Genomic DNA, 23,875 nt, shown 5'->3' with positions numbered 1-23,875 from the left:
GAGCAAATCATGAACACCAAGGCGACAATGGACCCCATGAAGAAAGCCCAGGGACATACCGACTGGCCGCAGGTGCTGATGGCGGTGTGCCGCCACATCGAGCGCGATGAAGGCATGCCCAGGCTGACGCAACTCGCCACGCAGGCCGGCGTCAGCGCCTCCGAGTTGCAGCGCCAGTTCACCCGCCGCCTCGGTGTCAGCCCCAAGGCCTACGCCCAGGCCCTGGCCCTGCACCGCCTGACCCAGAACCTGCGCCAGGACGGCACCGCCCTCGACGCGGTATTCAACGCCGGCTACGAGTCCAGTGCGGCGGCCTATGCCAACGCCAGCGCCGCCCTCGGCGCCGCGCCAGGCCAGTTGCGCGGCGCGCTCGCCATCGGCTGGTGGATGGGCCTGTCGGACCTGGGCTGGATGCTGCTGGCCGCCACCGGGCGCGGCGTCTGCTGGCTGGCCTTCGGCGAGCAACCGGGCGCCCTGCTGGAAGATCTGCGCGCCGCTTTCCCCAAGGCGCGCCTGCACAACGACGAGGCGCGGCTCTACGGCTGGTTCGAACAGGTGCGCGACTTCGTGCTGCTGCCGCGCGAGGCGCTGGATCTGCCGCTGGACATCCAGGGCACCGCCTTCCAGTCGCGCGTGTGGCGCGCCTTGCGCGAGATTCCACTGGGCGGAACGTTGAGCTACGGCGCGGTGGCGGCAAAACTGGGCGAGCCCAGGGCCAGCCGCGCCGTGGCCTCCGCCTGCGCCAGCAACCGCATCGCCATGCTCATCCCCTGCCACCGCGTGGTCGGCGCCGACGGCAGGCTCTCCGGCTACCGCTGGGGCCCCGAGCGCAAGGCGGCCTTGCTGCAACGGGAATCGGCAACCAAAGCACAGTGAAGGCTTGATTCGCGCCGATGATTCAACCCCCTTTTCCCCTCATTTCGGGTAGGTCCGAACCCCCCGCATCGGCGGGGTGACGGCCGCTTCAAATCTCCTGTTAAGCTCGTCTCACTGCCCTCGGCATAGAAGGGCTTATCAGGCAAGGGGATTTCCGTATGACCGCAACTCGCTTTGGGCGCTCGCGCCCGGCTATCGCTTTGGCAATCGGCATTGCCGCACTGTCCTGCGGCGCTTCCGCGCAGGCTGCCTGGCACGCCACCAGCAGCAAGGCTCACGTCCTTGAAAACGCCGTGGAACTGGGTGCCCTTCCGGCATCCCGCACCCTGCATGTGGCCATCGGCCTGAAGCTGCAGAACGAGGCCGCGCTGGACGCGTTCCTGGTTCGCCAGCACACGCTCGGCTTCCGCGACTACGGCACCGCCCTCTCCAGCGAGGAATTCACCGGCACCTACGCGGTAACGCCGCGGCAGGCGCAGACCGTCGTGGACTACCTGGTCCGCGCCGGCTTCCAGAACGTCACCGTGGCGGCCAATCGCCTGCTGATCACCGCCGATGCGCGTCCGTCGCAGATCGAAGCCGCCTTCAACACCAGGCTGGCGCAGTTCAAGCTGGGCAACCGGCAGGTGTTCGCCAACAAGGCCGACGTGTCGATTCCGGACGCCCTGAATGGCCTGGTCACCGCCGTGCTCGGCCTGCAGAACGCCGACCTGGCCCAGCCGATGATCGAGTATCCCGCCGCCGCCACCCAGGCGAGCACCGCGGGCCATGTTCCCACGGCGTTCGCCGCCATCTACAACGCCACCAGCGTGGCCACCGGCAGCGCCACCGACATCGGCATCGTCACCGACGGCAACCTGACCCAGACCGTGGCCGATCTGCGCACCTTCGAGAGCCAGAACGGCCTGACGCCGGTGAACCTGGTGTTCCGTCCCGCCGAGATCAACGGCACCGACACCAGCGGCCTCGACGAGTGGGACCTCGACAGCCAGAGCTCCACCGGCATCGCCGGCACGGTCAAGGACATCTATTTCTACAACGCCGCCTCCCTCGGCGACGCCGACCTGACCGCCGCCTACAACCTGGCGGTGAGCGACAACAAGGTGAAGGCGGTCAACGTCTCGCTCGGCATCTGCGAGAAGAGCTCCAACAGCAGCGGCGAAATGGCCACCGACGATCTCATCTTCAAGTCGGCCTCGGCTCTCGGCATCACCTTCTTCGTCTCCTCCGGCGACGGCGGCTACAAGACCGGCTGCTCCGGCCACACCGGCCTGGTCAAGGCGGTCAGCTATCCGGCCAGCTCGCCCTACGTGGTGGCGGTGGGCGGCACCACGCTCAGCACCAGCGGCAACGTCTGGGCCGGCGAGACCGCCTGGAAAAGCGGCGGCGGCGGTGTCAGCGTCTACGAGACGGCGCAGCCCTATCAGCAGAGCGTGACCGGTTCGGCCAAGCGCGAAGTGCCGGACGTGGCGATGGACGCCGATCCGAACTCCGGCGCGCTGGTGATCGTCAACGGCGCTTCCGCCCAGATCGGCGGCACCAGCCTGTCGGCGCCGCTGAGCACCGGCACCTGGGCGCGGGTCCAGTCCTCGCACGGCAACAGCCTGGGCTTCGCCGCGCCGCTGCTCTACGCCGCCGCGGGCAAGACCCCGGCGCCGTATCACGACGTCACCTCCGGCAACAACGGCCTGCCCCTGCTCGGCGGCTACAGCGCCAAGGCTGGCTTCGACGAAACCACCGGCTGGGGCACCTTCGACATCGCCAGCTTCAACACGGTGGTCGGCCACTAGGTCCCTGGCGATCCCGCATCGCGAATGGTCCGGGACCAAGCAGGCGCCTTCCCTCGACAGGCCCCGCGGACGCTGCGTCCGCGGGGCTTTTCCGTTCCGGCCGGAGTGCCTGCAAAAACCTACTCGATGCCCAGCTTCTTGATGCGATAGCGCAGCGAGCGGAACGACATGCCGAGCAGCGCCGCCGCCTTGGTCTTGTTGTAGCGGGCCTTCTCCAGCGCCTCGCGGATGGCGCGGCGCTCGATCTCTTCCATCTGGTCTTCGAACGCGGCGCCGGTTTTTGCGGGTTCGCCAGGCGCGGCGGCGCCCGGGGCCGGCACCTGCACCGCGGGCGGCCCGCCGCCAATGGCGGCGGCATCGCCGCGCAGCTGCAACTCGCCGGCGGCGATGCGCTTGCCGTCGCTGAGGGTCACGGCGCGCTCCAGCACGTTCTCCAGTTCGCGCACATTGCCGGGGAAGCTGTAGGCCTGCAGCCGGCGCAGCGCTTCGCCCGTCAGCTCCGGCGTCGCCGGCAGGCCGTTGGCGCGCGCCAGCTTCGCCAGGATGGCCTGCGCCAGCAGCGGGATGTCCTCGGCGTGTTCGCGCAGCGGCGGCGTGCGGATTTCGATGACATTGAGGCGGTAGTACAGATCCTGGCGGAAGCTGCCCTGCGCCAGCAGCTTGCCCAGGTCCTTGTGGGTGGCGGAGATGACGCGCACGTTGACCGGGATTTCGGTTTCGCCGCCCACCGGCCGCACCGCGCGTTCCTGCAGGGCGCGCAGCATCTTGACCTGCATGTGCAGCGGCAGGTCGCCCACCTCGTCGAGGAACAGGGTGCCGCCCTCGGCCGCCTGGAACAGGCCGATCTTGTCGCGGCTGGCGCCGGTGAAGCTGCCGCGCAGGTGGCCGAAGAATTCGCTTTCCATCAGTTCCGAGGGAATGGCGCCGCAGTTCACCGGCACGAACGGCGCCGCGCTGCGCGGGCTGCGGCTGTGGATCAGGCGCGCCACCAGTTCCTTGCCGGTGCCGGACTCGCCGGCGATGTGCACCGGCGCCTGGCTGCGCGCCAGGCGCTCGATCATGGCGCGCAGATCGTCGATGCCGGGCGCCTGGCCGAGCAGGCCGCCATCGTCCGGCGCCGGCTCGGCGGCGGGGTTGCGCAGCTTCAGCGCCGCGTCCACCAGCTTGCGCAGCGCCTGCAGGTCGACCGGCTTGGAGACGAAGTCGAAGGCGCCGGCCTTGAGGCTCTCCACCGCGCCCTGGGCGTTGCCATAGGCGGTGATCACCGCCACCGGCAGGCCCGGCTGCTCGCGCTGGATGTGCTGCAGGATGGCGATGCCGTCGCCGTCCGGCAGGCGCATGTCGGTGAAGCACAGGTCGAACTGGTGCTCGCCCAGCAGCTGCCGCGCCTCGGCCACGGTACTGGCGCCGTGGGTGCGCAGGCCCATGCGGGAGAGCGTGATCTCCAGCAGTTCGCGGATGTCGGCTTCGTCGTCGACGATGAGGGCGTGGGCCTTGGTCATGTTCCCTGTTCCTGGAAAATCAGGCGGAAACATACGCCCGGTTCGCTGTGCAGCAGCAACAGCCGCGCCTGATTGTATTCGCACATCTCGCGCGCCAGGTACAGCCCCAGGCCGGTGCCCTTGTGGGCGGTGGTGAAGAACGGTTCGAACACGCGGTCGCGCATCTCCGCGGCGATGCCGCCGCCGTTGTCGGCGACGTCCAGGAAGCTGTGTCCCAGCGCCGCCTGGTGGCCGCTGCTCAAGGTGATGCGCACCGCCTCGCGGCCGCCGGCGCCGGCGGCGCCGTGCTCGAAGCTGTTGTCCCACAGGTTGAGCAGGATCTGCTGCAGGTGGTTGGGATCGAAGCGCACCGTCAGGTCCGCTGCCACGCCGTCCAGGTCGATATGGCAGGCCCGCTTGGGGTGGCCTTCGCGGTAGATGGCGACGGTTCGCTCCAGGAAGGGCCGCAGGGTGATCGTGCTCGGCGTCGCAGCCTCGCGGCGCGACAGGTTGAGCACGTCGCTGACGATCTTGTCGATGCGCGTGGTGTGGCGCTGGATCATGTCCAGCAGTCGCCGCTCCTCCGGGTCCTGGCGCGGCGATTCTGCCAGCAGCTGGCCGGCGTGGTGGATCGCCGACAGCGGGTTGCGGATCTCGTGGGCGATGCTGGCGGAGAGACGCCCAAGTGCGGCCAGCTTCATCTGCTGCGCCTGTTCGCGCAGGCGCACCGCGTCGTCGAGCAGGATCAGCACCTGCGCCGCGGGACCGCCGCCCAGGCTCATGAAGCGCGGCGCCACCTCGGCGGTGCTGGACCACAGCGCCACCGGCGCGGCCTCGCGGCCGGGATGGCGCTGCCAGTTCTGCAGCGCCGCCGCCAGTTCCGGCACCTGCTCCACCAGCGAGCTGCCTTCCGCCAGTGGGCCGGTGCCGAGCAGGCGCTGCGCAGCGGCGTTGAGCAGGCGCACGCGCTGGTCGGCATCGACCACCAGCACCCCGGTGCCCATGTTGTCGATGATGCGGTCATTGAGCTGCGACAGGCTGGCGAAATCGCTGCCGACCTGCGCCGCCAGGGCCTCGCTGCGCCGCGCGCGCTGCGCCACGGTACTGGCGGCGATGGTGGTGCCGAACAGGATCAGGCCGAGCAGGCCGGCGCCGGACATGTTGCTCAGCGGCAGGTCGCTTTCCGACAGCCGGAAGATCTCTTCGCCGAACACGAACAGGGTGCCGATCGAGGCCAGCAGCAGCGCCATGCGCGTGCCCAGCACCGAGCTGCAGCCCACCGCCGGCGTCAGCAGCAGCACGCCCAGGCCGCTGGCCAGGCCGTGGGCGTTGTAGACCAGCAGGCAGATGCCGGCGCCGTCGACGAAGAAGTGCAGCAGGGACTGGGTTACCAGTCCGGGCTTGCGGTACCACACGGCGGGCAGCAGCAGCAGCGCGGCGATGCCGTAGGCGAGGGTGGCCCGGTAGAAGGCGATGCGGTCGATGCGCTCGAACATGAAGGGGCCGTAGCCCTTGGCGCAGAGGATCGCCAGCCCGACCACCAGCAGCAGGCGGTAGTAGGACAGGGTGCGCAGCAGGCGCCAGTCTTCCGGCGTCACCTCTTCGACGTTGGCGCCGCCGACCGCCCGCTCCATCAGGCGCTTTTCTCGCAGTTGCGGCAGCGGCCGCGGTCGCTGAGCGAGTCGCGCGGCACGAATACGCCGCAGCGCAGGCAGCGCGCCATCATTTCGAACTGTTCCGGGGTGCTGCGCGGGCGCGGCTTGGTGGGGGCGCCGTCGCTGCTCCAGCTGCGCAGGACTTTGTAGACGAACCAGGCCAACAGGCCCAGGATGACAAGGCGGAACAGGTTCATTGCAGGTTGCAGGCTCGCGCGGCGTTCGGGAGGGGCCGGCTGCCGGCCCTGTCGTGACGGGAAGTTTACCCGCCCCGACCGCTTTTGGTGCGGATGTTGTCGCCGCGGCCAATGCACTTTACGCGCGTTTTTTTTGCCTGAGCGGCGCGTTTAGGTGAGAATGCCCGCCGCTCCAGTAATTGAAATTTTTCCAACCCTCCGAGGGACGCATGAATCTCCATGAATATCAGGCGAAGGAGATCTTCGCCCGTTACGGTATCCCGGTGCCCCAGGGCGCCCTTGCGGCGAGCCCTGAAGCGGCCCGCGCGGCGGCCAAGCAGATTGGCGGCGACAAGTTCGTGGTCAAGGCGCAGGTCCACGCCGGCGGCCGCGGCAAAGTCGGCGGCGTCAAGCTGGTCGAGGGATACGAAGCGGTCGAGGAAGCAGCCAAGAAAATGCTCGGCACCCGCCTGGTGACCAAGCAGACCGACGCCAAGGGCCTGCCGGTGAATTCGGTCTGGGTCGAAAAGCCCTCCGCCATCGCGCGCGAGCTGTACGTCTCCGCCGTGGTCGACCGTTCGCGCGAGCGCCTGGTGTTCATGGCCTCCCCCGCCGGCGGCATGGACATCGAGGAAGTCGCCGAGCACACCCCGGAGAAGATCAAGAGCGTGACGGTCAACCCGTCCTGCGGCCTGCAGCCCTACCAGGCGCGCGAGCTGGGCTTCTTCATGGGCCTGACCAAGGAACAGGTCGACCAGTTCACCAAGATCATGATGGGCCTGTACCGTATCTGCACCGATCTGGACGCCAGCCTGATCGAGATCAACCCGCTGATCGTCACCGCCGAAGGCAATGTCTTCGCGCTCGACGCCAAGCTCAACTTCGACGACAACGCCCTGTACCGCCAGAAGGCGATCGCCGACATGCGCGATCCGACCCAGGAAGACGAGCGCGAGCGCGTCGCCCTGCAGTACGACCTCAACTACGTCAGCCTCGAAGGCGACATCGGCTGCATGGTCAACGGCGCGGGCCTGGCCATGGCGACCATGGACATCATCAAGCTGCATGGCGGCCAGCCGGCCAACTTCCTCGACGTCGGCGGCGGCGCCACGGCGGAGCGCGTCACCAACGCGTTCAAGCTGATCACCTCCAGCCCGGACGTGAAGGCGATCCTGGTCAACATCTTCGGCGGCATCGTCCGCTGCGACCTCATCGCCGAGGGCATCATCGAGGCGGTGAAGCAGGTCGGCCTCAAGGTGCCGGTGGTGGCGCGCCTGCAGGGCACCAACATGGAGAAGGGCCAGGAAATGCTGAAGTCCTCCGGCCTCAAGATCACTCCGGTGTCCGATCTTACCGAAGCGGCCAAGGCTGTCGTCGCCGCCGCCAAGTCGAAATAAGGAACGGAACAATCATGAGCATCCTCATCAACAAGGCCACCAAGGTCATCTGCCAGGGCTTCACCGGCAAGCAGGGCACCTTCCATTCCGAGCAGTGCATCGCGTACGGCACCCGCATGGTCGGCGGCGTCACCCCGGGCCGCGGCGGCTCCTCGCACCTCAACCTGCCGGTGTTCGACACCTGCCACGACGCGGTGAAGGCCACCGGCGCCGAAGCCACCATGATCTACGTGCCGGCGCCGTTCGCCGCCGACGCGGTGCTGGAAGCTGCCGATGCCGGCGTCAAGGTGGTGATCTGCATCACCGAGGGCATCCCGGTCAACGACATGGTCAAGGTCAAGGCGACGCTGCGCGCCAACTACCCGGACACCGTGCTGGTCGGCCCGAACTGCCCCGGCGTGATCACCCCGGGCGAGTGCAAGATCGGCATCATGCCGGGCCACATCCACAAGGCCGGCAAGATCGGCATCATCTCGCGCTCCGGCACGCTGACTTACGAAACGGTGCACCAGACCACGGCCAACGGCCTGGGCCAGAGCACCTGCGTCGGCATCGGCGGCGACCCGGTGCGCGGTTACGGCTTCATCGACACCCTGGCGCTGTTCGAGAAGGACCCGCAGACCGAAGGCATCATCATGGTCGGCGAGATCGGCGGCTCCTCCGAGGAAGAGGCGGCCGACTACATCAAGCACCACGTGAAGAAGCCGGTCATCGCCTACATCGCCGGCGTCACCGCTCCGGCGGGCAAGCGCATGGGCCATGCCGGCGCCATCATCTCCGGCGGCAAGGGCACGGCGGACGAGAAGTTCGCCGCGCTGGAAGCGGCGGGCGTGGTCACGGTGCGTTCGCCGGCCGACCTCGGCGCCGCCATGCTGAAGGCGCTGAAGCTCTGATGATGCAAAGCCTGGCGCGGCGCTGCGGTTCACGCAGTGCCGCGCCGGTTCGCATGAGATCGACGTGACATTCGCTCCCCTGCGCCTCGCCGCCGCCCAGATCAACCTCTGGGTCGGCGACATCGAAGGCAATGTCGGCAGGATCATCGAGGCCGCGCGGCATGCCCGCGACGAGCTGAAGGCCGATCTGGTCGCCTGTCCCGAGCTGTCGATGCTCGGTTATCCCCCCGACGACCTGCTGCTGCGCACGGCGCTGCCGCGCGCCATCGAGGACGGCGTGGCACGGCTGCTGCGCGAAGTGCATGGCATCACCCTGGTGGTGGGTCTCCCTGAATTCGCACCCGAGGGGCGCTACAACGCCGCCTGGGTGATCCGCGACGGCGCCGTCATCGCGCGCTATCGCAAACAGTTGTTGCCCAATTACGGCGTGTTCGACGAGAAGCGCCACTTCCTCGCCGGCGACGGCACCGCGGCCGTGTTCGACCTGCGCGGCGTGCCGGTCGGCGTCTGCGTCTGCGAGGACGTGTGGGGCCCGGAACCGGCCGCTGCGGCCAAGGCGGCCGGCGCCAGGCTGCTGATCAACATCAACGCCTCCCCCTACGACCTGTCCAAGCACCGGGATCGCGTCGAAGTGCTGCGCGCGCGCGCGGCCGAAACCGGCCTGCCGATCCTCTACGTCAACATGGTTGGCGGCCAGGACGACCTGGTGTTCGACGGTGGCTCGCTCGGCGTCAACGGCGACGGCGCCGTCGCGTTCCGCGCCCCGGTGTTCGAGGACGGCGTCTACGTCGCCGGCTTCAACGGCCGCTTCGTCGGGCAGATCGCCGCGGAAGAGCCGGAAGAGGCGGCGGTCTACAAGGGGCTGGTGCGGGCCACCCGCGACTATGTCCAGCGCAATGGCTTTCCCGGTGCGCTGATCGGCCTGTCCGGCGGCATCGATTCCGCGCTGGTGGCGGCGATCGCCGCCGACGCACTTGGGCCGGAAAAGGTCTGGACGGTATCGCTGCCCTCGCGCTACACCGCCGACATGTCGAATACCGACGCGCGTCTCCAGGCCGAGCGCCTGGGCTTGCGCTATTCGGTGCTGCCGATCGAGACTGCGTTCAGTGCGTTCAATCAGACCCTGGCGGACACCTTCGCCGGGCGCGAGGCCGATATCACCGAGGAAAACCTGCAGTCGCGCTGCCGCGGCGTGCTGCTGATGGCGCTGTCCAACAAGTTCGGCCAGGTGGTGCTGACCACCGGCAACAAGAGCGAGATGGCGGTGGGTTACGCCACGCTCTATGGCGATATGTGCGGTGGTTTCGCGCCGATCAAGGATGTGTACAAGACCCTGGTCTACCGCCTCGCGCGCTACCGTAATTCCCTGGGCGACGGCGAAGTGATTCCGGAGCGGGTGATCACGCGGCCGCCTTCGGCCGAGTTGCGGCCGGATCAGAAGGATTCCGACTCATTGCCGCCTTACGAGGTGCTGGACCCGATCCTCGAAGCCTATGTCGAGGACAGCCGCTCGATCGCCGAGATCGTGGCGATGGGCTATGACCAAGCCACGGTGCAGCGGGTCGCGGCCCTGGTGCGGCGTTCGGAGTACAAGCGCCGCCAGGCGCCGCCGGGCCCCAAGGTGACCCGGCGCGCCTTCGGCCGCGAGCGGCGGTATCCGCTCACCGCCGTCTACGGCGACCTCTAGAAGCAGTGATTAGTGTTCAGTGGCTGGTTGGAAGGCTTTTACCAGCCACTAGCCACTAGCCACTAATCACTTGCCGGTGTCGGCGTTGGTGGTGGCGCCGGACTTGGCGTCGGTCGGCTGCTGCGGCGCGGGCGCGGGTTCGTCGTGCTTGCCGAAATCCAGGAAGGAGAACAGGCCGGCGAACCAGGTGAGGAAGCCCGGCTTTTCCTGCTGCGGGGCCGCCTGCTGGGCCTGCTCGGCCGGTTTGGCGGGCGCATCCTTGGGCTTGGCCTGGGTCGTGTCGTCGGTCGCCGCCGGAGGATATTCGACGGTCAGGCTGACGTTGCTGGTGATGGTGGTCGGCTTGGCGGCGGCGGCCGTGCCTGCCGCCGCGGTACCCGCCGCAGTTGTGCCGCCGGCCGCAGCGTTCGCATCGGCCGGCGCGGCGGCGGTATCGCCGCCGATGACATAGGTGCGCTGGTGTTCCGGCTTGGTGGTATCGAGGATGCCGAAGATGCTGGCGAAGCGGGACATGAAGCCGTGGCTGGGGGCCGGCTGCTGATCGTCCGCTGCAACACCGGCCTGGCCGGCGCTCTGGGCCTTGGGCGCCGGCGCTTCAACTGCGGTTACGGTGCCGGGTTTCGGCGCGTTGGTGAAATCCACCTTGTCCGAATTCATCGCGATGACGGCGGCGGTGTCCTTGGCTTCCTGGTCCAGGCCGATCCTGGCGTAGCTGCGCTGCAGGATCTTCAGGGCATCGGCGGTGGCCGGAGCGCCGGGATACTCGGTGATGATGTCGGTGGCGCGCTTGGCGGCGGCGACATAGGCGCCGCGGGTGACATAGAATTCCGCCACCGACAGCTCATGGTCGGCGATGCGGTTGCGCGAATACATCATGCGGCGGCGGGCATCGCCGATGTATTTGCTGTTGGGGTAGCGCTGCACGAGCAGGGCGAAATCCTCGAAGGCGCGGCGCTCGTTGCCGATGTCGCGCTTGGAGCTGTTCGGCATCAGGTTTTCGAGCACGCTCTGGTCGCGCTCGAAATCGGTGACGCCCTTCAGGTACATGATGTAGTCGGCGGACGGATGGCGCGGATGCGCACGCAGGAAACGGTCCGCCGCGGTGATGGCCTCATCCGACTTGTAGCTCTTGTACTGCGCGTAAATCTTCTCCATCTCCGCCTGGGTGGAATAGTCGGAGAAGGGGTAGCGTGCGATCAGCGCGTCGTAGCGCGTGATGGCGATGCCGTAGTCCGAATTGTTCAGGGCTTCGCGCGCATGACGATACAATTCCTCCGCCTGCTGCCGCAGTTCGCGGTCGGACAGCGGCGATTTCGTCCCGCCGGGACCTTCCTGGGCCGTCTTGAACGGATTTTCCGGACGGTCGGATTTGTCGGGATTGGAGCTGCAGCCGGCGACGAACAGGCCAATCGCGGCCAGCAACGCCAGCCGCCCAAAAGAGGGCGAGGAAAGAAGGATTGTCATTCTGATGGATAAGAGCAAGCGGTGAAAGCAATCCCGAGTATAGCCCAAGGTTTCGGCCCCTTTCTGTTAAGGCGAATTGATTTGTGACCATTGCCGATCGGGAAAGTGCCCCGCAGAACGCCGAAGTACCGGCGGAACTGGACGGCGCGCGCCTCGACGCCGCGGCCGCCAAGCTGTTTCCGCTGTATTCGCGGGGGCGCCTGCAGGGCTGGATCGAGCAGGGCCTGCTGACCCGCAACGGCGCCGTTGCGGCGCGTACGCGTGAACTGGTGCGCGGCGGCGACCAGCTGCAGCTGAGGCCGATAGCGCCGGACGCCAATGGATCCGCGGAAGCGCAGGCAATCACCCTGGATGTCGTCTACGCCGATGCGGCGCTGGCGATCATCAACAAGCCCCCGGGCCTGATCGCACACCCCGGCGCCGGGGCGCCGGACGGCACCTTGCAGAACGCCCTGCTGCACCGTTTTCCGCAGACCGCCACGGTGCCACGCGCCGGGCTGGTGCACCGTCTCGACAAGGACACTTCCGGCCTGCTGGTGGTGGCGCTGACCCTGCCGGCGCATACCCGCCTGGTGGCGGCGATGGCGGCACGCCAGATCAAGCGGGAGTACGACGCCCTGGTCAACGGCGAAGTGGTCTCCGGCGCCACCGTCGACGCCCCCATCGGCCGCGATCCGCACAACCGGGTGCGCATGGCGGTGGTCGACGATGGCCGCCGCGCCGTCACCCATTACCGGGTGCAGGAGCGTTTCCGCTTCCACACCCTGCTGCGGGTGCGGCTGGAAACCGGGCGCACCCATCAGATCCGCGTGCACATGGCGAGCCTGCGCCACCCGGTGGTCGGCGACAGCGTCTACGGCGGCCAGGTGGTGCGCGGCGTCGGCATGGATGAAGGACTGCGCGCCGCGCTGCGCGTGTTCCCGCGCCAGGCCCTGCATGCGCGAGAGCTGACCCTGCAGCATCCGGAAGACGGCAGCGAGCGGCACTTCCTGGCGGAGCCGCCGGCGGACATACAGGAATTGCTGGCGCGCCTGCGCGCCGCCGAGCGCAAGCCATGAGCGATCCAGCGGCCGGTTCACTCGACCTGCTGTTTCCCGAGTGGCCCGCGCCGGCGCGGGTGCGCGCGGCCTGCACCACGCGCCTGGGTGGCGTCAGCCAGGGCGTCTACGCCAGTCTCAACCTGGGACGCAGCGGCGACGACTCCGCCGCGGTGAGCGAGAACCGCCGCCGTGTGCGCCAGGCCCTGGGCCTGCCGGCGGAGCCCTGCTGGATCCGGCAGGTGCACGGCGTGCGGGCGGTGCAGATGCCGCAAGCGGCGCCGGATCCGGAGGCCGACGCCAGCTTTACCTTCGAGCCCGGTGTGGTCTGCGCGGTGCAGGCGGCGGACTGCATGCCGGTGCTGTTCTGCGATCGCGCCGGCACGGTGGTGGCCGCGGCCCATGCCGGCTGGCGCGGATTGGCCGGCGGCGTGCTGGAGCGCACCGTGGCCGCCATGGGCGTTCCGCCGGGACAGTTGCTGGCCTGGCTCGGCCCGGCGATCGGACCGGAGGCGTTCGAGGTGGGCGAGGAAGTGCGCGAGGCTTTCGTCACGGCCGATGCCGCGGCGGCCGGAGCATTCCGCGCGGGCGCCGTGGCGGGGAAGCACTACGCCGACCTCTTCGCGCTGGCGCGGATGCGCCTGGCGCAAGTCGGGGTGAGCCAGGTCTCCGGCGGCGGCCTCAGCACGCACGCCGATCCGGCGCGCTTCTACTCGTATCGCCGCGACGGGGTCACCGGCCGCATGGCGGCATTGATCTGGCTGGAACCGGGCGCGCCTTCATGACGCTTCCGGCGGGTAATCAGGCGCGGGATCGGGCAATATTTATCATCGCGGCCATTGACTATTGCCGGCCAATAATCGAACGTGATCACCATTAGCGCGCGTGGTGCCGCAGCCGATTTTCCTGATGTTTCCCTTGCCGGGTGCAGATGGGTTTGATACATCTGCGCGATTGCGCTCAGCGTCCGGCAATGAGTGCATCGTCTGGCGCCAACCCGCGCACGCCGCACCTTGCAGTGCGGCGGGGACGTCAAAAGACCGGACTGACCACTGGCCCTAGAGGTGCGAGAAGAATGAAAACCGAGACCAGCTTGCTGGGCGCGTTGGGCTTTGCCGCATGCGCGGCGTTCACCCTTGCCGCGTCGGCGCAGGACAAGCCTGCCGGCCAGGGTGCCGCCGCCGATGCCCCCGCCACGGTGCCGGTGTCGGTGAAGCCGCGGCCGGCGGAGATCATGCCCCGCGCCGCGCAGGCCCTGATCATGGGCGTGGCCAACACCGGCGAGCACCTGATCGCGGTGGGCGACCACGGCGAGATCCTCGCCTCCAACGACGGCCGCAACTGGGCGCAGCTGGAGGTGCCGGTGCGCTCGCCGCTGAGCGCGGTGTCCTTCGCCGACAAGCAGAACGGCTGGGTGGTGGGCCACGATGCGGTGGTGCTGCACACGGGCGACGGCGGCAAGACCTGGACCCTGCAGAACTTCCAGCCCGAACTGGAGAAGCCCTTCCTCAGCGTGCTGGCCATCGACAAGGACCACGCTTACGCGGTCGGCGCCTACGGCCTGTTTTACAAGACCGAGGACGGCGGCGGCACCTGGGGTGAAGTGACGGCGCCGGCGGTGCGCGGCGACGAACTGCACCTGTACAGCATCCGCAAGCTCAATAACGGCGACCTGTTCGTCGTCGGCGAGCAGGGCATGCTGGGCCTGTCCACCGACGGCGGCAAGACCTGGACCAAGCCCAAGTCGCCCTACGAGGGCACCTTCTTCGGCGCGGTGCCGGTGGGGCCCAAGGGCGCGCTGTTGTGCGGCCTGCGCGGCAATGCCTACCTCACGACCGACGTGCGCGGCGGCAAGTGGCAGAAGATCGACACCACCGCGCAGACCTCGCTGTTCGGCTGCGAATCGGTGGACGCCACCACGGTGGCGATGGTGGGCCTCAACGGCATCATCCAGATCGTCGATACCGCCACCGGCAAGGCGCGCAACCTGAAGAGCCCGGGCGACACCCCTTACTCCGACGTGGTGCCGTTCAAGGGCGGACTGGTGCTGGTGGGCGAATCCGGCATCCAGCACCTCGACAGCCTGCAATAAGCCCATAACAAGACCAACTGGAAGCCGGGGAGACCCACCTATGAGCGATTCCGCACCCGAGTCCCGCGCCCACAAGATCCTGCGCGCCATCGAGCCGCTGATCTATGCGCGGCGCAAGCTCACCATGGGCATCCTGCTGGTGATCACCGCCTTCTTCCTGTGGGAAGCGGCGCTGATCCAGCCGGACGCCGGGTTCGACAAGTCGATCCCGCTGAAGCATCCCTACATGCAGGTGTACAAGCAGTACCAGGAGTCGTTCGGCGGCGCCAACACCATCCTGGTGGCGCTGATGCAGAAGGACGGGGACATCTACAACAGCAAGTTCCTGCACCGCCTGAAGCAGGTCACCGACGCGGTGTTCTTCCTGCCGCATATCGACCGTTCGCAGGTGCAGTCGCTGTTCACTCCCAACGTCACCTATATCGAAGTGGTCGAGGGCGGCTTCTTCGGCACCAACGTGATTCCGGCGGATTACCCGGCGGAAGCCGACGCCACGCCGGAGATGCTGGCCAAGGTCAAGGACCATGTCGGCAAGGCCAACATCATCGGCCGCCTGGTTTCCAACAACCAGCACGGCGCCATCGTCCAGGCCGACCTGCTGGAAATCGACCCGGTCACCGGCGAGAAGCTGGACTACGGCCAGGTGGCCAATCTGATCGAGGACAAGGTGCGCGGGCATTTCGCCAGCCCCGACAAGTTCATCTACAAGGCCAAGCACGACATCGTCGTCGGCAGCGACTACAAGCGCAAAGTGAACAGCCCGTTCAAGGACGGCGATGTGCTGTTCAAGCAGGGCGAGGTGGTCACCGAAGGCTACGTGCCGTATTCGGGATACAAGCGCTGGATCACCGATTTCACCGCGGCCAAGCACCTGGACGACGGCTCCGCCGTGGACGTGCAGATCCACGGCCGCCTGCTCGACGTGGAGCAGGTGAAGAACGACGATTACACGCCGGACATCGAGATCCACATCGTCGGCTTCGCCAAGGTGGTGGGCGACGTCATCGACGCGACGCAGGAAGTGGTGCTGTTCTTCCTGCTGACGCTGGTGATGACCATGATCCTGCTGTGGCTGTACGTCGGCAACTTCAAGCTGGCAGTGCTGCCGCTGGTGTGCTCGATCACCGCGGTGATCTGGGAATTCGGCCTGCTGCACCTCCTCGGCAAGGGCCTGGATCCGTTCGCCATCCTGGTGCCGTTCCTGATCCTGGCGGTGTCGGTGTCGCACGGCGTGCAGTACGTCAACGCCTGGGTCGGCGAGATCGCCGACAACGGCCGCAACAGTTTCGACGCCTCGCTGTTCACCTGGCGGCGCCTGGCCATCTACGGCACCATGGCGATCATGACCGACGTGGCGGGCTTCGCCATGATCGGCCTGATCCCGGTGGGCATCATCCAGGAGATGGCGCTCAACGCCTGCCTCGGCATGGCCGCCATCATCATCACCAACAAGGTGATGATGCCGATCTGGCTGACCTGGGTCGGCGTCGGCGATCCCAAGGCGTTCAAGGCCAAGCAGGACCGTCGCGACAGCATTTTCGACGGCTTCTGGCGCCTGCTTTCGAACATGACCAATCCGAAGCCGGCCGTCACCGCGCTGGTGATCTGCGCCGTGCTGCTGGGCTGGGGCCTGTGGAAGGGCAAGGACCTGCAGATCGGCGACAGCCAGAAAGGCGTGCCGGAACTGGTGCCGGATTCGCGCTACAACAACGACAATGCCGCCATCGTCTCCAACTTCGCGCTGGGCACCGACCTGATCAAGGTCATCGCCGAGACCGATGCCGACGCCTGCATCAAGGCCGACGTGATGGACCAGATCTACGGCCTGTCGTGGAAGCTGGACAACACCCAGGGCGTGCAGTCGACCCTGTCGCTGCCGGAACTGTCGCGGCTGGTCTACAGCATCTTCGTCGAGGGCAGTCCCAAGTTCTACGTGCTGGCGCGCAACAAGGACGCGCTGGGGCAGGCGATCAAGCCGATCTCGCCGCCCACCGGCATGCTCAACGAGTCCTGCTCGGCGATGCCGATCTGGACCTTCTTGGGCGATCACCGCGCCACCACCATCAACCGGGTGGTGGACCAGGTGACGGCGTTCAACGCGGAAAATTCGAAGGAGTTCTTCGAGACGCACAAGGACGTCGACGCCAAGTACTGCGACGCCAAGAACGAGGCCCGCCGCGACCTGGGCACGCAGAAGATGAAGCTGCAGCACATGACCGAGCTGCTGCACAAGAGGGGCCTGGGCGACGAACAGGTCAATGCCGACTCGGGCATCGCCGACCAGCAGAAGAAGTTGAGCGACGCCGACGACAAGCTCAAGGGCATGGACAAGGAGTGCCCGGTCAACTTCGCCCTGGCCAGCGGCAACGTCGGCGTGATGGCGGCGACCAACGAGCTGGTGGAGCAGCTGGAGAAGCGCATCCTGCTCTACGTCTACCTCGCCATCATCGTCTGCGTCTACCTGTCGTTCTTCGAGTGGCAGAGCCTGGTCAGCATCATGCTGCCGCTGGCCCTGGTGTCCTGGCTGGCCTACGCGGTGATGGCGGTGCTCGGCATCGGCATGAAGATCGCCACCCTGCCGGTTGTGGCCCTCGCGGTGGGTATCGGCGTGGACTACGGCATTTACGTCTACGCCACGCTGGCCGATGCCTGCGCTGGCGGCTACTCGCTCAAGGAAGGCTACTTCAAGACCCTGAAGATGACCGGCAAGGCGGTGGTGTTCACCGGCATCACCCTGGGCTTCGGCGTCGCCACCTGGCTGTTCTCCGGCCTGCAGTTCCAGCGCGACATGGGCAAACTGCTGGTATTCATGTTCACCGCCAACATGTTCGGCGCGATCCTGATCCTGCCTGCCATTGCCTCGTTCCTGCTGACGCCGCGCAAGCTGGCGCCGGGGGAGAAGCCGGTGATGGTGTCGCGGCACTAGGTTAGGCATGCGGCAGTCCGGACCGGTGATCGCGCGGCACTCTTCGGTCCGGATGGTGGTCGGCCAATGATGCGGTAAGGGATGTTCCAGACCGAACTGTCCTGCGAGCGATGTTGTGCATATTCGGCCGCCATGTTGTGGTGGCGGCCGAAGCTCACGGCATGGTTCCCATGTTGCGATTGAGCTGCGGCCTTATCCGATGCTGCGGGTCCAGGGATTTATGGAACGACATTGGCTGAACGGAAAAAGGCTGGTTGTTTACTCTACGGCCCTGCTGGTGGTGTACCTGTTCCTGGGAATCTATGTGGTATTCAAGATGCCCCACGGCATCGACCCTCGGGGTTTTCCCTTCGGCTGTGATTTCATGCAGTACTGGGGCGCTTCCCATCTGGCCCTTTCCGGCCACGCGGTCGACGCCTACGATCCACTTCTGAACTTCCAGGCCGAAAAAGCCGCGTTGCCGGATTCCGGCTTTTCAGCGCCTAGCCCCTGGGTATATCCGCCCACGTTCTTCCTACTGATACTGCCACTGGCGCTGCTGCCTTATTTCCTCTCTCTCGCTGTGTTCCTGATCGCTACATTCGGGCTTTACCTGGGATTTGTCGGGCAGATTCTGCATCGACGAGAGGCCTTGCTGCCGTTGCTGGCCTTTCCCGGTGTTTTCGTCAACGTGGGCGGGGGGCAGAACGGCTTTCTGACAGCCGCCCTGGCCACCGGTGCCCTGCTGCAATTGAGGCGACGCCCGGCGCTGGCCGGCGTGTTGATCGGCTTGCTGACCATCAAGCCGCACCTGGGCCTGTTGATGCCGGTGATCCTGCTGTGTGGGCGGCATTGGCGCGCGTTGTTCTTTGCCGTCCTCACTGCGGTCCTGTTTCTCGGCCTCAGTCTGGCCGTGCTTGGTTTCGACACGCTGCCGGCTTTTCTGGCGAGATTGCCGGTGGTCGCGGCTGGACTGGGCAATGGGTCTCTGCCTTTGCACAAGATGCCTACGTTCTACGCTTTTTTCTTCACGCTGGGCGTTCCTCAGTCGCTTGCCTATGTTGCGCATGGTGCGGTAGCTGTTGCCGTGGCGGCGGCCGTGGCCTGGATGTGGTGGCGGCGCGCGAATCCGGCCCTGTGCGCTGCCGCCGCGCTCGTGGGGACTCTGTTAATGAGTCCATACCTGTTCGACTACGACCTCATGTGGCTGGTGCCGGCGCTGGCCTGGTTCGTCGATTACACCTTGCAGCGGGGCTGGCGACGTGGAGAAAGAGAACTCGCGGTCGCGGTCTGGCTCTTGCCCGGGGCGATGATTCCCCTACATTATCTGTCTCACCAGCAGTTTGCCCCGTTACTGTTACTGGCATTTTTCCTATTGCTGTTGCGCAGGGGCCGCGAAGATCTTAGGTATGACCATTGGCGAGGTGAAGGCGGTCCGGCAGAGTTTGAGTGGCGCTTTCCCGCCCAGTCTGTTCGCTTTCAGGCGCGACGATATGCCGATGCCGTATCGTGTTTTCGGGGGTGTCGCCGCGCCGTTCTCCACCCGGTAGCCTGGGCGCGACGTGACTGAGCCGTCCGTCCTCATGCTTGTTGTCGGCTCGCACCCAGGGCATATGCCATCGAGTTGCATGCCGGTGAAATCCGGCCGGGCATCCAGGACTGTGATTTCCTCTGCGAGGTTGCCGTGCAGCAGCATTGGCTGAACAAGGGTCGACTTGCCGCCTACCCGCGCATATTCATCGCGCTGTATCTGATCGGTGCAGTCATATGGGTGTCCATGTCCCACAATGGGATAGACCACTACCGGAAACCCCTGGGTTACGATTTCATCACCTTCTGGTCGGCTTCGCATCTGGCGCTTTCCGGAGATCCGGCTGCTGCCTATGACCTGCCTTCGATCGTGCGGGAAGAGCGGGCGGTCATGCCGGGAATCCGTTCGGTGAATCCCTGGCTGTATCCTCCGACGTTTTATCTGCTGATCCTTCCGCTGTCGCTACTCCCGTACTTCCTGTCTTATTTCGCATTCCTCGGGGCGACTTTCGCGGCTTATATCGGTGTGGTGCGCAAGATCATCGCCGTACCCGGCAGTCTGGCGTTGTTGCTGGCCTTTCCAGGTGGGTTCATCAATTTCGTACAGGGCCAAAATGGCTTTTTGACAGCCGCGTTGATCGGAGGAGCCCTGCTGCTGCTGACTTCGCGCCCTGTTTGGGCGGGAGTATTGATTGGATTGCTGACCATCAAACCACATCTGGGTTTGTTGCTGCCGATAGCGTTGATCTGCGGACGCCACTGGCGGGTCCTGTGTTATGCGACTTTGACTTCGCTGTTGTTGCTGGCAGTTAGCGTTGCAGTACTTGGCACCGACACCCTGAGTGCTTTTCTTGCAGGCATGCAGAGGTTTTCAGATCTGGCAGTCGGGGACCCTGATCTGATGATCAAGATCCCCAGCTTCTTTTCCCTTGCTCATCTGCTCGGCGCGCCGGCCTGGATTGCCTATGCCGTGCACGGAACGGTGGCCGCCGGTGTTGCTGTGGCTGTGGGCTGGATATGGTTGCGGTGCCCCGATCAGGGGTTGCGCTCGGCAGCGCTGGTGACCGGCTCCCTGCTGGCCAGTCCCTATTTGCTGGACTACGATCTGGTATGGCTGGCTTTGCCGATCACTTGGATGGCTGTACATGGCTTGCGATACGGCTGGTTGCGTGGAGAGCGGGAAATGCTCGTGGCAGCCTGGTTGTTGCCGATGTGTCTGGTTGCGGTTTACAGGCTTTGCCATGTGCAGCTGGCTGCATTTCTTTTGCTGGGCCTGTTTTTGACGATTCTGCGCAGGGTCTTCGCCCATGCGGCATGCGTGCCCCCGACCCAGGTAGCGGCTGGGGATTAAATATTCTTCGGATTCTCTTCGAGCCTTGGTTTTGAATTCGTGCGAAGGGTATTCAAGACAAGAACGAACAGGGTGGCCATTACCGCGGGGGCGACAATTCCGGCCTGGGTGCGGGCTACGAACACGACCAATGGAAGACACCACGCGGCTGTCATGGCCAGCAGTTGGCAGTTGCTGAATCCAGCGCCCGGCCTTTCGCGAATGAGCATGAGACACACGACGCTGAGTACGGGTAGGTCGTAAATCAGGGCGTAGGGTGTGGCCAATAAAGGGCTGATCAATGCGGCCATCGTAGCAGCGGGATCATTGGGAGTCTTTCGCAGCGCGCGAGTCACGGCCCACAGCACCGCTGCAAGGACGGCAACCTGTCCAGCCATGGCTACATGCCGGTTTGTCCCCAGGGTGATCAGTGCAAAATAAATGGTCACGCCATTCTGGTGATGACTGCTTGAGTCGGGGAGGTTGCCGGAGAACCTGTCCAGCGACAGCAGCCATGCCGACCAGGCCTCCGTTCCGAAGACGGCGAGGCTTGCGGCTGTCATGAGCGATACGGTAATGGCAGCGATGGTAACGGCCTTGCGGTTGCGCGTAGTGAGGAGTACGAGCAGCGGTAGAAACGCAAGTTGTGGTTTGATCGCCAGCAGGCCCAATGCACAGCCTGCAATTGCAGGACGCCGGTTCAGCAGGCTGAATCCGAAAATGGTCAGGGCGCTGGTCAGCAGGCCGGTCTGGCCGAAGGTCAGATTGACCATGGTTGCGGGGGCGATCAGCACGGCCCAGGCGAAGGCTGTTTGCGGCCGTAACGCATGCCGCACCGCGAGCAGGTAAAGCAAAAGTGAAAGCCCGTTCCAGACAAGCAGGCCGGTATGAAACGGCAACACCGCGAATGGCCAAAACAGCAGTGCCGTATAGGGAGGATAGACGAACGGGTGGGGTGTCAATGTCTCCGGGGTCAGGCTCTGCATGAAGGTCTGGAAGCCGAAGGCGTTGTATACATCCGGTAAGGTGCCTTGCTGCAGTTGTCGGGCCGCTGCCCAGAATACGAAGAAGTCGTTGAAGGTATTGCCAGCGTGGGCCAGAAAATAGAGATATGCCCCCGACATTGCGGCGGACAGCGCAAGGACGATACCGGACAAGATGATCAGAGGGCGTGTTTGCGGGGCCATGCCGGGTTCCGGTCCGCGTTATGGTTTTGTGTGGACTGTGTTCAAGTGGAGGCGTGCTAGTCTGGCAGTAACTATTGGCTGCGGAGTGCCTGCGTGAGCGTCGATGTCATTCGGGAATGAAGCAATGATTTTGCTTCGGATCATCGTTGCCGGTTTCGCTTGGATTGAAACGTGATGGGACCCATGGCCACCAAACTGAAAAACAACGATCAGCAGGGTAGCGGATGGGCCGGGCAAAGTCATTGGCTGCGGCCGGCGCGGCTGAGCCTGTATGCCGCAGCTTTCCTGGCGATCTACCTGATGCTCGGTGTGTTCGCGGTGGTGCATTACCCTCATGGCACCGATTCCACGGGGCATTCGCTGCGCCCTGATTTCCTAGCCTTCTGGGGAGCTTCGCATATAGCGCTGACGGGAGACGCAGCGAAGGCCTATGAACTGGAATCCATCGTGGAAGCAGAGCGCACGGCTTTGCCTGGATACAAGGGGGTATGCCGATGGATTTACCCTCCGACTTTTTATCTGCTGGTGTTGCCGCTGGCGCTGCTGTCTCTGTTGCCGTCCTATCTGCTGTTCATGGCCGTGACCTTGCTCGGCTATCTCACCGCGGTTCATGGAATATTGCTGACGCAACGCCTTGTCACGCCGGGCAGTTGGCTGCTCTTGCTGGGATTTCCCGCGGTGGCGGTGAATCTGTTCAAGGGACAGAACGGATTGCTGACGGTTGCCCTCATGGGCGCCGCATTACTGCTCCTGCAGCAGCGGCGTCCGCTGTGGGCAGGGATGTTCGTGGGCTTGCTGACCATCAAGCCCCAGCTCGGCGTGTTGTTGCCGATTGCCCTGATTTGCGGTCGCGAATGGCGCGCCTTGGGCGCGGCAACCGTCACGGCGATCGTTTTCCTGGGCCTGAGCACGGCTGTCTTGGGCATCGACTCGCTACGGGCTTTCCTACATGGCTTGCCTGTGTTCTCGGCCTGGGCTGCGCAGGCTACGGATCTGTTGACGGTAACGCCTACCATCTTCTCTTTCCTGCGGTTGCTGGGAGTGCCGTACGCTCCGGCCCTTGCACTGCATGGATTGGCAGCATTGGCGGTGGCGGCTTCGGTTGTCTGGACCTGGCGGAAATGCGGAGAATTTTCGCTGCGCGCGGCAGTGCTGGTTGTGGGCTCGCTGCTCATCAGCCCTTATATCGTGGACTACGATCTGGCCTGGCTGGCGCTGGCGCTGGCCTGGTTTTGCGGCTACGCGGCCCGTCATGGCTGGCGTGCATGGGAGCGCGAAACCCTGGTGCTGCTCTGGCTGCTACCGATCCTGCTGGTGCCGATTCATTCGATCCTGGGGCTGCAGTTTGCTCCCTTCATCATGCTGGCCTTCCTGCTCATGTTGCTACGCAGGGTGCACGCGGAAACAGGCGCATCTGCCCCTTCCGGCTCACTCGATATCGCTGTAACGGGGAGACTCGACGGCGGACAGTGAGCGATCCTCCAGACGCAGCGCAGTGAGCTTTCCTCCCCAGACTGCGCCGGTATCCAGGCCATAGACATCGTCGTCAGGCCAATATATGCGCCCCAGCGTCGACCAGTGGCCGAACAGCAGCGTGGTGCCGCGGCTGCGGCGTTGCGGTATCGCGAACCACGGTAACAGGCCCTCGCCCTGGGTTCCTGGAGCGCCCTTGGGGCCGAAATCGGCACGACCCTCCCGATCGCAGTAACGGAGCCGGGTGTAGCAGTTGACGATGAACCGCAGGCGCCGGATCCCGCTCAGGCTCGCGTCCCACGTGAGCGGCTCGTCGCCATACATGTGCTTGAGAAGTTCGAGATAATCGTCGCTGCGCAGCACGGCTTCGACTTCGCGCGCGCAGGCACGCGCCGTGGCCAGATCCCATTGCGGGGGAAGTCCGGCGTGCAGCAATGCCGTGTTTCCATCCCCGCTTTCCTGCAGCAAGGGCTGCCGGCGCAGCCAATCGAGCAGCTCGTCGCGATCCGGCGCTGTCAGCACCTCTTCGAGCGTGTCGCGTTTGCCTTTGCGGCCGCCATTGGCTACCGCCAGCAGGTGCAGATCGTGATTGCCGAGAACCGTCAGTGCGGCGGATCCGAGTCCGCGGACGTAGCGCAGGGTCAACAGCGATTGGGGGCCCCGGTTGACCAGATCGCCGGCGAACCACAGGCGATCCTCCGCGGGGTTGAAATGCAAGAGATCGAGAAGGCGGCGCAGAGGGTCGTAGCAACCTTGCAGGTCGCCGATCACGTAGGTGGACATGCTGCATTTCCGGTAATGGTGAATCAGGTTGCATAAACCGACGAGCGGTACAAATGGCACCTGCGAGTCACTTTGACACCCACCCTGGGGTGACATACTTTAATTCACGAGTCGTGCGG

At 65.4% G+C, this 23,875-nt stretch carries 18 protein-coding genes; 12 read left to right on the top strand and 6 right to left on the bottom strand.

Annotation, left to right across the window (positions count from 1 at the left end; all coding sequences use genetic code 11):
• Positions 1–9: 9 nt before the first annotated feature.
• Together BP26_RS0102350 and BP26_RS0102345 are read left to right on the top strand one after the other, a co-directional pair.
• On the top strand, positions 10–876 hold the full coding sequence (locus BP26_RS0102350) for a bifunctional transcriptional activator/DNA repair enzyme AdaA (RefSeq protein ID WP_051748143.1): 867 nt from the start codon (positions 10–12) through the stop codon (positions 874–876).
• Positions 877–1,034: 158 nt separating this feature from the next.
• Entirely contained in the window at positions 1,035–2,666 is a 1,632-nt protein-coding gene (locus tag BP26_RS0102345) for a S53 family peptidase (protein ID WP_084182724.1), read from the top strand.
• Positions 2,667–2,785: 119 nt separating this feature from the next.
• Here the strand turns inward: BP26_RS0102345 and BP26_RS0102340 are convergent, their stop codons facing one another.
• From BP26_RS0102340 to BP26_RS0102330, 3 genes are read right to left on the bottom strand one after another with little or no spacing between them, the layout of a single operon-like run.
• Positions 2,786–4,168 carry a sigma-54-dependent transcriptional regulator gene (locus tag BP26_RS0102340; protein ID WP_029918972.1) on the bottom strand — a complete coding sequence of 461 codons (1,383 nt, stop codon included), beginning with the start codon at positions 4,166–4,168 and terminating at the stop codon, positions 2,786–2,788.
• The gene (locus tag BP26_RS0102335) at positions 4,165–5,781 is read right to left on the bottom strand and encodes a sensor histidine kinase (protein WP_051748139.1); all 1,617 of its coding nucleotides are present in this window, start codon (positions 5,779–5,781) and stop codon (positions 4,165–4,167) included. Before BP26_RS0102335 ends, BP26_RS0102340 begins: the two co-directional genes overlap by 4 nt.
• Positions 5,781–5,999, bottom strand: coding sequence for a hypothetical protein (locus BP26_RS0102330; protein WP_029918970.1), 219 nt, complete (start codon positions 5,997–5,999; stop codon positions 5,781–5,783). Before BP26_RS0102330 ends, BP26_RS0102335 begins: the two co-directional genes overlap by 1 nt.
• A 209-nt stretch (positions 6,000–6,208) precedes the next feature.
• Between BP26_RS0102330 and sucC the strand changes: the two genes are divergently transcribed.
• The 3 genes from sucC (at position 6,209) to BP26_RS0102315 (ending at position 9,955) form a co-directional block, all read left to right on the top strand.
• Positions 6,209–7,375 (top strand): ADP-forming succinate--CoA ligase subunit beta, encoded by a 1,167-nt coding sequence (sucC, locus tag BP26_RS0102325; protein WP_029918969.1) that lies wholly within the window; start codon positions 6,209–6,211, stop codon positions 7,373–7,375.
• 14 nt (positions 7,376–7,389) lie between these two features.
• Positions 7,390–8,268: a succinate--CoA ligase subunit alpha gene (gene sucD / locus BP26_RS0102320; protein WP_029918968.1), complete on the top strand. Its 879-nt coding sequence runs from the start codon at positions 7,390–7,392 to the stop codon at positions 8,266–8,268.
• Between the two features lie 64 nt (positions 8,269–8,332).
• Positions 8,333–9,955 carry an NAD+ synthase gene (locus BP26_RS0102315; protein WP_029918967.1) on the top strand — a complete coding sequence of 541 codons (1,623 nt, stop codon included), beginning with the start codon at positions 8,333–8,335 and terminating at the stop codon, positions 9,953–9,955.
• Between the two features lie 66 nt (positions 9,956–10,021).
• Here BP26_RS0102315 and BP26_RS27255 read toward each other — a convergent pair whose 3' ends face one another.
• Positions 10,022–11,377 carry an outer membrane protein assembly factor BamD gene (locus BP26_RS27255; RefSeq protein ID WP_051748137.1) on the bottom strand — a complete coding sequence of 452 codons (1,356 nt, stop codon included), beginning with the start codon at positions 11,375–11,377 and terminating at the stop codon, positions 10,022–10,024.
• 131 nt (positions 11,378–11,508) lie between these two features.
• Here BP26_RS27255 and rluD point away from each other — a divergent pair, with 131 nt between their 5' ends.
• The 6 genes from rluD to BP26_RS0102280 all read left to right on the top strand — a co-directional run bounded on the left by rluD (position 11,509) and on the right by BP26_RS0102280 (position 20,334).
• Entirely contained in the window at positions 11,509–12,477 is a 969-nt protein-coding gene (rluD, locus tag BP26_RS0102305) for a 23S rRNA pseudouridine(1911/1915/1917) synthase RluD (protein ID WP_029918965.1), read from the top strand.
• A complete protein-coding gene (gene pgeF, locus BP26_RS0102300; protein WP_029918964.1) occupies positions 12,474–13,241 on the top strand; it encodes a peptidoglycan editing factor PgeF in 768 nt (255 codons plus the stop codon). The genes rluD and pgeF overlap by 4 nt, the downstream gene beginning before the upstream one ends.
• Before the next feature lie 290 nt (positions 13,242–13,531).
• A complete protein-coding gene (locus BP26_RS0102295) occupies positions 13,532–14,548 on the top strand; it encodes a WD40/YVTN/BNR-like repeat-containing protein (RefSeq protein WP_051748135.1) in 1,017 nt (338 codons plus the stop codon).
• 40 nt (positions 14,549–14,588) lie between these two features.
• Positions 14,589–17,474 (top strand): efflux RND transporter permease subunit, encoded by a 2,886-nt coding sequence (locus BP26_RS0102290; protein WP_029918962.1) that lies wholly within the window; start codon positions 14,589–14,591, stop codon positions 17,472–17,474.
• Positions 17,475–17,673: 199 nt separating this feature from the next.
• Positions 17,674–19,023, top strand: a complete 1,350-nt coding sequence (locus BP26_RS0102285; protein ID WP_051748133.1) for a glycosyltransferase family 87 protein — start codon at positions 17,674–17,676, stop codon at positions 19,021–19,023.
• Positions 19,024–19,077: 54 nt separating this feature from the next.
• The gene (locus tag BP26_RS0102280; protein WP_051748131.1) at positions 19,078–20,334 is read left to right on the top strand and encodes a glycosyltransferase family 87 protein; all 1,257 of its coding nucleotides are present in this window, start codon (positions 19,078–19,080) and stop codon (positions 20,332–20,334) included.
• Here the strand turns inward: BP26_RS0102280 and BP26_RS0102275 are convergent.
• On the bottom strand, positions 20,331–21,500 hold the full coding sequence (locus BP26_RS0102275; protein ID WP_029918959.1) for a glycosyltransferase family 87 protein: 1,170 nt from the start codon (positions 21,498–21,500) through the stop codon (positions 20,331–20,333). The genes BP26_RS0102280 and BP26_RS0102275 overlap by 4 nt on opposite strands.
• Before the next feature lie 183 nt (positions 21,501–21,683).
• Here BP26_RS0102275 and BP26_RS0102270 point away from each other — a divergent pair, with 183 nt between their 5' ends.
• Positions 21,684–22,973, top strand: a complete 1,290-nt coding sequence (locus BP26_RS0102270; RefSeq protein ID WP_169740628.1) for a glycosyltransferase family 87 protein — start codon at positions 21,684–21,686, stop codon at positions 22,971–22,973.
• Here BP26_RS0102270 and BP26_RS0102265 read toward each other — a convergent pair.
• Positions 22,929–23,756, bottom strand: coding sequence for a symmetrical bis(5'-nucleosyl)-tetraphosphatase (locus BP26_RS0102265; RefSeq protein ID WP_029918957.1), 828 nt, complete (start codon positions 23,754–23,756; stop codon positions 22,929–22,931). The two genes, BP26_RS0102270 and BP26_RS0102265, sit on opposite strands and share 45 nt — an antisense overlap.
• Positions 23,757–23,875 lie beyond the last annotated feature (119 nt).

Origin of the sequence: Nevskia soli DSM 19509 (genome assembly GCF_000711955.1) — a bacterium.
Lineage (GTDB): Bacteria > Pseudomonadota > Gammaproteobacteria > Nevskiales > Nevskiaceae > Nevskia > Nevskia soli.
Note: the sequence above shows the minus strand (reverse complement) of the source record. Positions and strands in the feature narration are given on the sequence as shown.

Coding starts and splice junctions, on each gene's coding strand:
- BP26_RS0102345 (WP_084182724.1), top strand. CDS start 1,035: ATGACCGCAACTCGCTTTGGGCGCTCGCGCCCGGCTATCGCTTTGGCA.
- BP26_RS0102265 (WP_029918957.1), bottom strand. CDS start 23,756: ATGTCCACCTACGTGATCGGCGACCTGCAAGGTTGCTACGACCCTCTG.
- sucC (WP_029918969.1), top strand. CDS start 6,209: ATGAATCTCCATGAATATCAGGCGAAGGAGATCTTCGCCCGTTACGGT.
- BP26_RS0102340 (WP_029918972.1), bottom strand. CDS start 4,168: ATGACCAAGGCCCACGCCCTCATCGTCGACGACGAAGCCGACATCCGC.
- sucD (WP_029918968.1), top strand. CDS start 7,390: ATGAGCATCCTCATCAACAAGGCCACCAAGGTCATCTGCCAGGGCTTC.
- BP26_RS0102350 (WP_051748143.1), top strand. CDS start 10: ATGAACACCAAGGCGACAATGGACCCCATGAAGAAAGCCCAGGGACAT.
- BP26_RS0102285 (WP_051748133.1), top strand. CDS start 17,674: ATGCTGCGGGTCCAGGGATTTATGGAACGACATTGGCTGAACGGAAAA.
- BP26_RS0102295 (WP_051748135.1), top strand. CDS start 13,532: ATGAAAACCGAGACCAGCTTGCTGGGCGCGTTGGGCTTTGCCGCATGC.
- BP26_RS0102275 (WP_029918959.1), bottom strand. CDS start 21,500: ATGGCCCCGCAAACACGCCCTCTGATCATCTTGTCCGGTATCGTCCTT.
- BP26_RS0102270 (WP_169740628.1), top strand. CDS start 21,684: ATGGCCACCAAACTGAAAAACAACGATCAGCAGGGTAGCGGATGGGCC.
- BP26_RS0102290 (WP_029918962.1), top strand. CDS start 14,589: ATGAGCGATTCCGCACCCGAGTCCCGCGCCCACAAGATCCTGCGCGCC.
- BP26_RS0102335 (WP_051748139.1), bottom strand. CDS start 5,781: ATGGAGCGGGCGGTCGGCGGCGCCAACGTCGAAGAGGTGACGCCGGAA.
- BP26_RS0102330 (WP_029918970.1), bottom strand. CDS start 5,999: ATGAACCTGTTCCGCCTTGTCATCCTGGGCCTGTTGGCCTGGTTCGTC.
- pgeF (WP_029918964.1), top strand. CDS start 12,474: ATGAGCGATCCAGCGGCCGGTTCACTCGACCTGCTGTTTCCCGAGTGG.